This is a genomic window from Leeuwenhoekiella parthenopeia, from assembly GCF_020782115.1.
In the GTDB taxonomy this organism is placed as follows: Bacteria; Bacteroidota; Bacteroidia; order Flavobacteriales; family Flavobacteriaceae; genus Leeuwenhoekiella; species Leeuwenhoekiella parthenopeia.
Map to the genome: position 1 here is coordinate 121,223 of NZ_JAJGMW010000002.1, position 12,612 is coordinate 133,834.

Genomic DNA, 12,612 nt, shown 5'->3' on the forward strand with positions numbered 1-12,612 from the left:
TACAAGCACTACACTAAAAAAGGGGAAAAATCACCGCATTTTTAAGGTTGTCTGTTTAAAATCAGGTATTTATTGCATTTTTAGAAATAGATTTCCTGCGCGAGACGATAGGTATTCGCGTGGGCCTCGATGATGATTTTAATATCGGGAGAATAGCCGCCGCCCATACTCACCTGTACCGGGATTTCGCTTTCGCGAAAACAATTCAGCGTAAAGTGATCGCGCTCCCTGCAACCTTCGGGGGTGCACGACAGCCTTCCGAGTTTATCGGTTTCCAGAATGTCAACACCACTGAGGTAGAAAATAAAATCGGGCTTTACCTGCTCAATCAGGCGAGGCAAGGTTTCTTTCAGCTTTGCTAAATAATAGTCGTCGCCGCTTTTATCGGGAATAGCGATGTCTAAATCTGAAACCTCTTTTTTAAACGGATAATTCCCCGCGCCGTGCATACTGAAGGTAAAGACCGAAGCGTCGTTTTGAAAAATCTCTGCCGTACCATTGCCCTGATGCACATCAAGATCTACGATAAGGATTTGTTTTGCAAGACCGTTTGACTGCAGGTAACGCGCACCAATCGCCTGATCGTTAAGCAAACAAAAAGCTTCGCCGTGGTCGCTGTAGGCGTGGTGGGTGCCGCCGGCAATATTGAAACTGATGCCGTGTTCTAAGGCAAACTCGCAACCCAAAATGGTACCCTGTGCAATAATCTGCTCGCGATCTACCAACTCCTGAGACAACGGAAAACCAATTTTTCGCGCCTCGCGCCTGTCCAGATTCAGGGCTTTTAGATTGGTTACGTATTCTTCTGTATGAACGGCCGTGATGTAGCGTTCTTCGGGGAAGCCCGGCTCGTAAAAGTTGTCCTGCGTACAGGTGCCTTCGTGCAGGAGCTGCCTGGGGAGCAGTTCATACTTTTCCATCGGGAAGCGGTGCCCTTCGGGTAACGGATGGCGGTAGATGGGATGGTAGGCGATTTTAAGCATTCAATTTATGCAATTTAAGCTGAATCCGTTTCCGCTTGATATCAACTTCAAGCACATTAACAACAACCTGTTCCTGAAGACTCACGTGGGCGTTGACATCGCTTACAAAGCCGTCAGCCAGATTGGAGATGTGAATTAACCCGCTTTCTTTGATGCCGATATCTACAAAAGCCCCAAAATTGGTAATGTTATTCACAATTCCCGGAAGCAGTTGTCCTATCTCGAGATCTTCAATTTTGCGAATGTTTTGATTAAAGGTAAAGGCTTTTGCCGGTTCGCGCGGATCGAGACCCGGTTTTTCGAGTTCGTCAAGAATATCTTTCAGCGTAGGCAGCCCCACTTCATCGGTCACAAAATCGTTGAGGTTGATTTTTTTCAATAAAGCCGTATTGCCAATGAGTTCACTCACGGAAACCTTCAGTTTAGATGCCATATCTTCCACCACTTCGTAACGCTCGGGATGTACGGCGGAGTCGTCGAGTGGATTTTCAGCCTGTTTAACGCGCAAAAAACCGGCGGCCTGCTCAAAGGCTTTTGCGCCCAATCGGGGAACATCGAGGATTTGATTTCGCGAAGCGAAAGCCCCGTTTTCATCCCGATAGCTCACAATATTTTCGGCGAGTTTAGGCCCAATGCCCGAAACGTAACTGAGCAGCGGCACACTGGCGGTGTTGAGGTTAACACCTACCGTATTCACACAGCTTTCTACCACGCGGTCGAGTTCGCTTTTTAATTTGGTTTGATCCACATCGTGCTGGTATTGCCCCACACCAATGGACTTTGCGTCTATTTTTACCAATTCGGCGAGTGGATCTGCAAGCCTACGACCAATAGATACCGCACCCCGCACGGTCACATCATAATTGGGAAACTCGTCGCGGGCGATTTTTGAAGCCGAATAAATACTGGCTCCGGCCTCGCTCACTACAAAAACCTCGAGGTCCCGATTAAATTGCATGCGTTTAATAAACTGTTCGGTTTCCCGACTAGCGGTTCCGTTACCAATAGCAATGGCTTCTATCTTGTGTGCATCTACCAAAAAACTGATTTTACGCATCGCGCCTTTGGTGTCATTTTTGGGCGGGTGCGGGTAGATGGTTTCGTTATGCTGAAGTCCGCCATTTTCATCCAGACACACCACTTTACAACCGGTTCTAAAACCGGGATCTATTGCCAGGATGCGTTTTTCGCCCAAAGGCGAACCCAGTAAGAGTTGGCGGAGGTTTTTGGCAAAAACGGAAATCGCCTCGGCATCTGCTTTTTCCTTAGCAAGACCTAAAGCCTCATTACTCAGCGCCGGAAACAGTAAACGTTTGTAGGCATCAGCTGCGGCGAGTTCGATTTGCTCTGCACAGGCGCCCTTTGATTTAACAATTCGACTGCTTATGTTTTGTAACGCACGCTCTTCATCAATCTCCAGTTTTAAGCGAATAAAACCTTCATTGGCCGCCCGGGTGAGTGCCAGAAAGCGGTGTGAGGGTATGCGGGACAATGATTCATCCCAGTCGAAATAATCTTTGTATTTCAGCGCCTGTTCCTCGTCTTTTTTAGACTTGACCACCTTGGTAATAATCTGGGCGTGGCGTTCTATTTGATTGCGTAGATAATTACGAATATCTGTGCGCTCGTTAATCCATTCTGAAATGATGTGGCGTGCACCCTCCAGTGCTTCTTCAATCGAAGTTACAGCTTCACCACGATAATTATGCGCGGTGCTCTCCAGATCACGGGCGTTCTGGGCCATAATGATTTTGGCAAGCGGTTCGAGTCCGTTTTCGCGTGCGGTATCGGCTTTGGTTTTTCGTGTCTTTTTATACGGAAGGTATAAGTCTTCTAAAACCGTAGCATCGGTGGTGTTTTCTATTTGTTTTTGAAGTTCGGGCGTTAATACCTCCTGCTCTTCCAAAGCTTTTAAGATGGAAGTTTTCCGCTTTTCTAAAGCTTCAAACTGTTCTTTAAACTTGACGATTTCGCCCAACTGTACCTCATCCAGATTTCCCGTGCGCTCCTTCCGATAGCGCGAAATAAAAGGAATGGTAGCGCCTTCTTCCAGCAGTTGAAGGGTGTTTTTAATACCTGCTTCGGGTAAGTTGGTTACAGATTTTAGGTAGGAGAGGATGGTGGGCATGTTGTGTGATATTATTTATTGGTGGCGCTCACTGTGGCGTAGAGGACCACCCCTCTTTCAGCAAAGCTGAAATTTTCCCCTCCTTTTTAAGGAGGGGAGCATTTTAAATCTAACTAATCACCCCACCATTCTTAACCCCGGCAGTATCTGGGTTCATAAACACCAGTTTACCCTGTGCGTCTTCGGTCATGAGGATCATACCCTGACTTTCTACGCCGCGTAAGGGACGAGGGGCAAGATTTACCAAAACGGTTACCTGTTTGCCAATAATATCTTCCGGCTTAAAGCTTTCGGCTATACCTGAAACTATAGTGCGTACATCAATACCGGTGTCAACTTTTAGAACCAATAATTTCTTGGTTTTTGGCATTTTTTCGGCTTCTAAAATGGTACCTACACGCAGATCGAGCTTGGTAAAATCATCAAATTGAATGGTGTCTTTTTGCGGTGTTACTGCTGTATTTTCGGCTTGATTGCTCATTTTGGTGGCTTCGAGTTTATCGAGTTGTTTTTGTATTTGTTCGTCTTCAATCTTGCTAAACAAGAGGGCGGCGGCATTAATGGTATGACCTACCGGAAGCAGGTCTATTTTTTCGCCAAGACACTTCCAGCTTAAAGGCTTTGGCAGACGCATCAACGGATTTTCACTTTCGATATTGAGCATATCTTTCAGCGTTTTTGCTGTATGAGGCAGGAAGGGTTCGCTTAAAACCGCCAGTGTCGCTGCGATTTGCAGGGCAACGTACATCACGGTCTGGGTGCGTTCCGCATCGGTTTTTACAGTTTTCCAGGGCTCTGCGTCAGCAAGGTATTTGTTTCCTAAACGGGCGACATTCATCAGTTCGTTTTGCGCTTCGCGGAAACGGTACCGCTCTATCGAACTCGCAATAACCGCGGGATAAGCTTTCATTTCGGCCAGCGCCTGATCGTCTTCTTCGGTAAAGTTTGAAGCCTGTGGAATTTTCCCTTCGTAATATTTATTGGTCAATACCACCACGCGGTTGATGAAATTCCCAAAAATCGCCACGAGTTCGTTGTTGTTACGCGCCTGAAAGTCATTCCACGTAAAATCGTTGTCTTTGGTCTCGGGCGCATTTGCGGTGAGCGTATAGCGTAACACGTCTTGCTGTCCCGGGAAATCCTGAAGATACTCGTGCAGCCATACCGCCCAGTTTTTGGAGGTCGAAAGCTTATTGCCTTCCAGGTTTAAAAATTCGTTTGCAGGCACGTTATCGGGCAAAATGTAACTGCCTTCCGCCTTAAGCATACTTGGGAAAATGATGCAGTGAAAAACGATGTTGTCTTTCCCGATAAAGTGTACCAGTTTGGTGTCATCGGCTTTCCAGTAGTCTTCCCAGTTTTTGCCTTCGCGCGCGGCCCATTCTTTAGTTGATGAAATATAACCAATAGGTGCATCAAACCACACGTAAAGTACTTTGCCTTCTGCGCCTTCAACCGGTACGGGAATTCCCCAATCCAGATCGCGGGTCACCGCACGTGGGCGTAGACCATCGTCGATCCACGATTTACATTGGCCGTAAACATTCGATTTCCAGTCTTTTTTATGGTCTTCAAGAATCCATTGCTTCAGAAAATCTTCATAGCGTTCCAAAGGTAAAAACCAGTGACGGGTTTCCTTTAAAACCGGCTTAGCGCCTGAAATAGTTGATTTGGGATTGATCAAATCGGTCGCGTTAAGCGACGAACCGCAATTTTCGCACTGATCGCCGTAGGCTTCCTCGTGGCCACATTTTGGGCAGGTGCCGGTCACAAACCGGTCTGCCAGATATTGATTGGCTTCCGGGTCGTAGAGTTGCTCGGTCACTTCTTCAATAAAGTCTCCTTTTTCATAAAGGGTCTTAAAAAAGTCTGAAGCCGTATCGTGATGTACCTGCGCTGAGGTACGGGAATAATTGTCAAACGAAATCCCAAATTCTTCAAAAGAATCTTTGATGATTTTATGGTATTTATCTACCACTTCCTGCGGAGAAATTCCTTCTTTTTTTGCTTTGATGCTTATGGCCACCCCGTGCTCGTCGCTTCCGCAGATATAGGCGACATCTTTATCAAGTCCACGCAAATAGCGTGCATAGATATCGGCGGGTACATAAACACCTGCCAAATGGCCTATATGTATAGGGCCGTTTGTGTAGGGCAAAGCAGCAGTGATGGTATATCTCTTAGGATCCATAAGGTTCAAAATTTTGTGCGGCAAAGATACCATTATGCGATTAAACCTACTAACCGCTACAGCTACAAATACAAAGTGCGTATATTAGTGTTTTGACGGGAATCTTTATTTTTGATTCTATTAAAACTGAAATGTATGTTGACCCCACCCTTTTTAAAAGCCGGAGATAAAGTAGGTATTGTGTGTACCGCCCGTAAAATTGATCGTGACGAACTCGAAGATGGTATTGCAATGCTTAAAAGTTGTGGTTTGGTCCCGGTTTTGGGTAAGACTATTGGAGCGAAAGATGATCAGTTTGGGGGTGATGATGCCTTGCGTGCCCAGGACTTGCAAAATATGCTTGATGATGAAGAAATACGCGCAGTGTGGTGTGCACGGGGCGGTTATGGTACGGTACGTATCATAGATGCCATCAACTTCTATAAATTTGTTAAATACCCGAAGTGGATTATTGGGTATAGCGATATAACGGTGTTGCATTCTCAGATTCATAAATTGGGTTTTGAGACCATTCACGCGGTGATGCCGGTAGGAATCGCAAAGAATACCGCTTTGTCGAAACAAACGCTTGAGAATGCCTGGTTTGGTAAGCCCTTGCACTATCACATCCCGGCATCGCCGCTTAACCGTCTTGGGCAGGGAAGGGGTGAACTGGTAGGTGGAAATATATCTATTTTGTACTCCCTTTGCGGAAGCGCGAGTTCTATAGATACCGATAATAAGATCCTCTTTTTAGAAGATCTTGACGAATACCTCTACCACGTTGACCGTATGATGGTAAACCTGAAGCGTAACGGGATGCTGCGCAATCTTAGAGGACTTATCGTGGGCGGACTCACCAAAATGCATGACAACTCAATTCCTTTCGGAAAGACTGCACAGGAAATCGTACTGGATGCAGTGGCCGAATACGAATATCCGGTGTGTTTTGATTTTCCGGCGGGTCATCTGGACGATAACCGGGCCCTGATTTTTGGGCGCGACACTTCTTTTGAAGTCAATGAGCGTGGCGCTAAAATCTATTTTGAAGAGGCCGAAAGCTAGACACGGTAAGCTATGAACCATAACGAGTTGGGCATTTGGGGAGAGCAGTATGCGGCAGATTATTTGTTGCGAAATGGCTACGAAATCCTCGAGCGCAACTGGTTTTTTAATAAAGCCGAAATAGACATCATCGCCAGGCACAGAGAACAGCTCGTTATCGTTGAGGTCAAAACCCGTAACTCAGATTTTTTCGGCGACCCGCAGGAATTTGTAAAGCCTTCTAAAAGAAAACTACTGGTCAAAGCCGCAAACGAGTACATCATCTCAAACGATCTGGATATCGAAACCCGTTTTGATATCATCGCCATTTTAAAAAACGCCAGGCAGGAAGAACTGGAGCATTTTGAGAATGCGTTTTATCATTTTTAAGGGAATGAACACACAACCTGTCTTATCTTAGATGAAGAGACTTCGTTATATTTTGTAACAGAATTAGGGTTACTTGCCGATTTTTTCTTGAAAAACTTTTAAAATAATTACTTTTCAACAGCCTCAACTTTCTTCGGCATCAAAGGCTTCAACAACTCTACAGCTTTGTTCACTGAGGAAATACCGGGAGCGGTAAGCAGTAATCGTAATCCTTTTGAAGTTTTCTTTTCTTTAAGCGTAACGCGGTTTGCGTGGGTTTGCACAAACTGAAGCATTCTTGAGAACGCAGTGCTCTGGTAGAATTTAGATTGCTGGTCTGCAATAAAGAAGCCGATAAGCTTTTTGTTTTTCATCACCACTTTTTCGAGTCCGTAATGGGTGGCAACCCACTTGATGCGTACCGAATTCAGTAAATCTTCGGCTTGTGAGGGTAATTCACCAAAACGGTCAATCAGGCGGGCTTCAAAAGCTGCAAGTTCTTCTTCGGTCTTGAGACTGTTGAGTTCGGTATACAGATTTAAACGCTCGGTGATGTTATTGATATAATCATCGGGGAAAAGCAATGAGAAGTCGGAATCAATCACGGTATCCTTGACGTATTCTTTATTTTCATCATCCGCATTTTGATCGGCATACAGATCGGCGAACTCGTTTTCTTTAAGCTCTTCAATGGTCTCGTTGAGGATTTTTTGATAGGTATCAAAGCCTATTTCATTGATAAAGCCGCTTTGCTCACCACCTAATAAATCTCCGGCGCCACGAATCTCCAGATCTTTCATAGCAATATTAAAACCGCTGCCCAGACTTGAGAATTGCTCTAAAGCCGTCATGCGTTTACGCGCATCTTCGGTCATTGCCGAAAGTGGCGGAGTAATAAAATAGCAGAAGGCTTTCTTGTTGCTTCGGCCCACACGACCCCGCATTTGGTGCAGGTCTGAAAGCCCGAAATTATTAGCGTTATTGATGAAAATCGTATTGGCATTCGGCACATCAAGACCACTTTCCACAATCGTGGTAGAGACCAAAACGTCAAACTCCCCGTCCATAAATTTCAGCATCAGCTCTTCCAGCTTTTTGCCGTCCATCTGGCCATGGCCAATTCCTACCTTGGCATCCGGAACCAGACGCTGTATCATTCCCGCAACTTCCTTGATGTTTTGCAGGCGGTTGTGAATGAAAAAAACCTGTCCGCCGCGTTGTATTTCATAAGAAATCGCATCGCGTATCACTTCCTCAGAAAGGCGAACGATATGCGTCTCAATGGGATAACGGTTGGGCGGTGGCGTGGTAATCGTGCTCAAATCGCGCGCGGCCATCAGGCTAAATTGCAGGGTGCGCGGTATAGGTGTGGCTGTAAGCGTGAGCGTATCTACATTCTCTTTGATGGTCTTAAGCTTGTCTTTTACGGCTACGCCAAACTTTTGTTCCTCATCAACAATGAGCAATCCCAAATCTTTAAACTTCACGTTTTTACTGGTGAGCTGGTGGGTGCCAATGATGATGTCTACTCTTCCGTTAGCGAGTCGCTCCAGGGTTTCCCGTTTTTCTTTCGCTGTGCGAAAGCGGTTGAGATAATCTACCGTAACGGGTAAATCTTTAAGCCGCTCGCTAAAGGTTTTATGATGCTGAAAGGCCAAAATCGTCGTGGGAACCAAAACCGCAACCTGTTTGCCGTTATCTACCGCTTTAAATGCGGCGCGTATGGCAACCTCGGTTTTACCGAAGCCCACATCGCCACAAACCAGGCGATCCATGGGGCGGGTACTTTCCATATCTGCTTTTACAGCTTCGGTGGCCGTGCTTTGATCGGGCGTGTCTTCGTAGATAAAACTGGCTTCGAGTTCGTTTTGCAAATAGGTGTCGGGCCCAAAAGCAAAACCTTTTTCAAGCCTGCGTTTTGCATACAGTTTTATGAGGTTAAAAGCGATCTCCTTGACCTTGGTTTTGGTCTTTTGCTTCAGTTTTTTCCAGGCGGCGCTGCCCAACTTGTAAATCTGGGGCGGTTTGCCGTCTTTACCGTTGTATTTAGTGACTTTGTGCAGCGAGTGAATGCTGAGGTAGAGCACATCGCGCTCGCCGTAAATCAGTTTGATGGCTTCCTGACGCTTTCCTTCAACTTCAATTTTCTGGAGTCCGCCAAATTTCCCGATCCCGTGATCAATATGCGTTACGTAATCGCCTATCTGGAGGCTGGTCAGCTCTTTTAAAGTAATCGCCTGCTTTTTGGCGTAGCCGTCTTTCAGCTTAAACTTGTGATAGCGTTCAAAAATCTGATGATCGGTATAGCAAACAATCTTTAAATCTTCATCAATAAATCCGCGGTACAGCGACATAATGATGGTTTCGTACTGTTTGACGTTGAGATCTGCATCGTCAAAAATATCCTGAAAACGTTTGGCCTGTTGTTCGCTGGCGCAGCAAATATAGTTGGTGTAACCAGCCTCGTAATTTTCATTCAGGTTTTCAATAAGCAGGTTGAATTGCTTATTAAAAGCCGGTTGTGGCTGCTGATTGAAGGTAATCGTAACGCCTGACGACTCGCTTGCGTTGGTGTCGTTGACGCGCACCAGCTGAAAATCGAGCAGTTGCTTACGTATTAGTGCCGAATCGCAAAAAAGTTCGCCCGGATCGGTGCGTTTGATTTCGCTGTCCAGCTTGTTATAAGCTTCCTGGGCTTTTTCAAAATTGGTATCGATACGTGCCGAAAGTTGCTCCAGATCCTGTGCAAAAACCACCGTGTCTGCCGAAATGTATTTAAAGAAACTCTCGCGTTTTTCCTGAAGCATTTTATGCTCCACATTGGGCATCAGGCTTATTTTGTTCACTTTGTTGACCGAAAGCTGCGTCTCCACATCAAAGGTGCGGATGCTGTCTACCTCGTCTCCAAAAAACTCAATGCGATACGGCTCGTCGTGCGAGAACGAGAACACATCTATGATTCCCCCGCGTACCGAAAATTCTCCCGGTTCGGTCACAAAATCCACACGCTTGAACTTGTATTCAAAAAGCATTTCGTTTACAAAATCGAGCGAAAGCTTATCACTCAGTTTTACCTTAAGCGTGCTTTTGTCGAGTTCCTTGCGGGTAACGACTTTTTCAAAAAGCGCATCAGGGTAGGTGACAATGAGTGCCGGTTTTTTGCGGCTGTTGATGCGGTTGAGCACTTCGGCGCGCAACAATACATTGGCATTATCTGTTTCTTCAATTTGATAGGGTCTGCGGTAGCTTCCGGGATAGAAGAGTACATTGCTTTCCTTGACCAGTTGTTCCAGATCATTCAACACGTATGCCGCCTCTTCCTTGTCATTTAAAATGACCAGAAAAGGTTTTGTGGCTTCCTTAAAACTTTCGGCAATAACCAGAGAAAGCGAAGAGCCAATAAGGCCATTCAGGTTGATGCGGTTTTGAGAACCGGCAATAGCATTTTGCAGATTCTGCAGTTGCAGAGCCTGTGAAATGGGCTTTGTAATTTTTGAACTACTCAATCGTATCGATTAAAGCGGGATCTAAGTCCCGTTAGTATCAGTTAATCTGCAATTGCAGAACGAAGCATTTTCGGAGCGCAAAGATAAGGGCTTAAGGCTTTCTTTCACAATGGCGGTAAGTGATTTATCATTTCTGTAACACAAGACGGGCAAAGGCTTTCCTATTTTTGAGAAAAGCCGAAACAGGCCACCTTCATTAATTTTCCACTAAAAACTACTATGGATTTACAACTCAACTTAAAACGAGCCTTTATTTCGGGCTCTACTAAAGGAATAGGACGCGCGATTGCTAAAACCCTGGCGGAAGAAGGAGCAGAGGTTATCATCAACGGCAGATCTCAGGATTCTATTGATGAAGCGATCAAAACTATTAAGGCTGAAGTGCCACAGGCTAAAATTACCGGAATCCCTTGCGATTTCGCCAAGCCTGAAGAGATAGATGCGTTACTAAAGGAATTGGGAAACGTTGATATTCTCGTAAATAACGTAGGCGTTTTTGAACCGAAGGATTTCTTGGAAATTCCTGACGAGGATTGGCAGCGTTTTTACGATATCAATGTGATGAGCGGCGTGCGGTTGTCACGGGCGTTGCTTCCTGCAATGCTGGAACAAAACTGGGGGCGTATCATTTTTATTTCGAGCGAAAGCGGATTGAATATTCCGGTAGAAATGGTGCACTACGGGATGACCAAAACCGCGCAACTGGCTATTTCGCGAGGAATCTCCGAGACTACAAAAGGAACCAGCGTTACCGTAAACAGTGTGTTGCCCGGTCCTACCTTGTCTGAAGGAGTGCGCGAATTTGCAAACATTGGGGAAGACGCCTCCCGCGAAGAAGTGGAAAAAGAATTTTTTACCACAGAGCGACCTACTTCACTCATTCAGCGTTTTGCAGAACCTCAGGAAGTGGCCAATATGGTTGCTTATGTGGCGAGTCCTAAATCTGCCGCAACTAACGGCGCCAGCCTGCGTGTAGACGGCGGTTGTGTAAAAATCATCTAGAAATTATGGGAATTGAACATTACGATCTTTTTATAATAGGAACCGGTAATGCCGGAAAGCACGTGGCTTACGATGCGGTTGATGCGGGTTTACGGGTTGCCATTGCAGACAATCGCGAGTACGGCGGTACCTGCGCAAACCGCGGTTGTGACCCCAAAAAAGTTCTGGTGGGGATCACAGAAGTCTTAGAACGCAGCATCGACATGCAGGGTAAGGGCGTTTGTGATTTGCCCAGGATAGACTGGAAAGATCTTATGGCCTTTAAAAAAACCTTTACAGAAGCCGTTCCTTTTACTACCGAGCGAAAACTGGAAGATTTAGGCATCAAACTGTATCATCAATCGCCTAAGTTTTTGGGCGAAAACACCTTGTCTGTAGAAGGAAAAACGGTAACGGCAGACAAGATCGTTATCGCTACCGGAAACATTCCGCTTGAACTGAAAATTCCCGGGAGAGAGCATTTGCTCATCAGCGATGATTTTCTGGAGCTTGAAGAACTGCCGGAAAGTATGATTTTTATCGGCGCCGGCTACATTGGGATGGAGTTTGCCCACATCGCTGCCCGGTGTGGGGTAGACGTAACTTTAGTAGATGTAAACGAACGCATTTTATCCAATTTTGATGAAGGGCTCGCGCTGTATCTTCAGGAAAATTCGGAGCAGCTGGGCATCAAATTTATTTTCAATGCACGAGCCGTGGGGGTTGAAAAGCTTCGCAAAAATCACCGTGTTACCCTTGAGGTTGATGGCAAAGAACAGGAGATCAAGGCCGAGTTGGTATTCAATACAGCCGGAAGGGTACCTGCTGTGGCTGATCTGGATTTGGAGAAAGGCAACGTGTCTTACACGCCTAAAGGAGTTACGGTAAATGAATATACCCAAAGCACTACCAACCCCAATGTTTATGCCTGCGGGGATGTGGCCAATACAGGAGAATTACCGCTTACACCCATCGCTCATCAGGAGGCGCGCATTACAGCTAAAAATATTCTGAAAGGCGAGAATTATATGAAACTCGACGTGCCACCTACGCCATCCGTGGTCTTTACCCAGCCTCAATTGGCTATGGTTGGTATGAATGAAAAGCAGGCCCGCGAAGCAGGTTATGATTTTGTGGTAAATGAGCAAAATGTACCGGACTGGTATAACTCCAAGCGGATGAATCAAAACTGTTATGCCTATAAAACGCTGGTTGATAAAGAAACGGGTTACATCTTAGGAGCGCATCTCCTCAGTTGGGACGCGGCAGAAACCATCAATATGTTTGTAATGGCGATGTGCGGAAGGCTCGATGTGAACACCTTGAAAGGGATGGTGTTTACCTATCCGAGTTGGGCAAGTGACATCAAGTCAATGATATAAAGGATAATTTTTAGTTTATATTGTATTTGATAATTTTGTATATTGCATT

8 protein-coding genes are annotated in these 12,612 nt (G+C 45.7%); 4 read left to right on the plus strand and 4 right to left on the minus strand.

All coding sequences use genetic code 11. The features are described from left to right. Positions 1-80 precede the first annotated feature (80 nt). From LLW17_RS01760 to metG, 3 genes are all read right to left on the minus strand, one after another. Positions 81-983 carry a histone deacetylase family protein gene (locus LLW17_RS01760; RefSeq protein ID WP_228228550.1) on the minus strand — a complete coding sequence of 301 codons (903 nt, stop codon included), beginning with the start codon at positions 981-983 and terminating at the stop codon, positions 81-83. Then, the gene (locus LLW17_RS01765; protein ID WP_228228551.1) at positions 976-3,111 is read right to left on the minus strand and encodes a Tex family protein; all 2,136 of its coding nucleotides are present in this window, start codon (positions 3,109-3,111) and stop codon (positions 976-978) included. Before LLW17_RS01765 ends, LLW17_RS01760 begins: the two co-directional genes overlap by 8 nt. 109 nt (positions 3,112-3,220) lie before the next feature. Further along, positions 3,221-5,302 carry a methionine--tRNA ligase gene (gene metG / locus LLW17_RS01770; RefSeq protein WP_228228552.1) on the minus strand — a complete coding sequence of 694 codons (2,082 nt, stop codon included), beginning with the start codon at positions 5,300-5,302 and terminating at the stop codon, positions 3,221-3,223. A 135-nt stretch (positions 5,303-5,437) separates the two neighbouring features. On the opposite strand from metG, the gene LLW17_RS01775 reads away from it, so the two are divergent. Continuing rightward, the gene (locus tag LLW17_RS01775; protein ID WP_228228553.1) at positions 5,438-6,346 is read left to right on the plus strand and encodes a S66 peptidase family protein; all 909 of its coding nucleotides are present in this window, start codon (positions 5,438-5,440) and stop codon (positions 6,344-6,346) included. A gap of 12 nt (positions 6,347-6,358) precedes the next feature. Next, positions 6,359-6,715 (plus strand): YraN family protein, encoded by a 357-nt coding sequence (locus tag LLW17_RS01780; RefSeq protein ID WP_228228554.1) that lies wholly within the window; start codon positions 6,359-6,361, stop codon positions 6,713-6,715. Between the two features lie 107 nt (positions 6,716-6,822). On the opposite strand, the gene mfd is transcribed toward LLW17_RS01780, so the two are convergent. Beyond that, positions 6,823-10,200: a transcription-repair coupling factor gene (gene mfd / locus LLW17_RS01785; RefSeq protein ID WP_228228555.1), complete on the minus strand. Its 3,378-nt coding sequence runs from the start codon at positions 10,198-10,200 to the stop codon at positions 6,823-6,825. Positions 10,201-10,419: 219 nt separating this feature from the next. On the opposite strand from mfd, the gene LLW17_RS01790 reads away from it, so the two are divergent. Then, complete coding sequence (locus tag LLW17_RS01790; RefSeq protein WP_228228556.1) at positions 10,420-11,202, plus strand: SDR family NAD(P)-dependent oxidoreductase; 783 nt, start codon at positions 10,420-10,422, stop codon at positions 11,200-11,202. Between the two features lie 5 nt (positions 11,203-11,207). Beyond that, positions 11,208-12,563 (plus strand): dihydrolipoyl dehydrogenase family protein, encoded by a 1,356-nt coding sequence (locus tag LLW17_RS01795; protein ID WP_228228557.1) that lies wholly within the window; start codon positions 11,208-11,210, stop codon positions 12,561-12,563. The last annotated feature ends 49 nt before the right edge of the window (positions 12,564-12,612 follow it).

Excerpts from the sequence above, each read along its gene's own strand:
- LLW17_RS01760 (WP_228228550.1), bottom strand. The coding sequence starts at position 983 with ATGCTTAAAATCGCCTACCATCCCATCTACCGCCATCCGTTACCCGAA.
- LLW17_RS01765 (WP_228228551.1), bottom strand. The coding sequence starts at position 3,111 with ATGCCCACCATCCTCTCCTACCTAAAATCTGTAACCAACTTACCCGAA.
- metG (WP_228228552.1), bottom strand. The coding sequence starts at position 5,302 with ATGGATCCTAAGAGATATACCATCACTGCTGCTTTGCCCTACACAAAC.
- LLW17_RS01775 (WP_228228553.1), top strand. The coding sequence starts at position 5,438 with ATGTTGACCCCACCCTTTTTAAAAGCCGGAGATAAAGTAGGTATTGTG.
- LLW17_RS01780 (WP_228228554.1), top strand. The coding sequence starts at position 6,359 with ATGAACCATAACGAGTTGGGCATTTGGGGAGAGCAGTATGCGGCAGAT.
- LLW17_RS01790 (WP_228228556.1), top strand. The coding sequence starts at position 10,420 with ATGGATTTACAACTCAACTTAAAACGAGCCTTTATTTCGGGCTCTACT.
- LLW17_RS01795 (WP_228228557.1), top strand. The coding sequence starts at position 11,208 with ATGGGAATTGAACATTACGATCTTTTTATAATAGGAACCGGTAATGCC.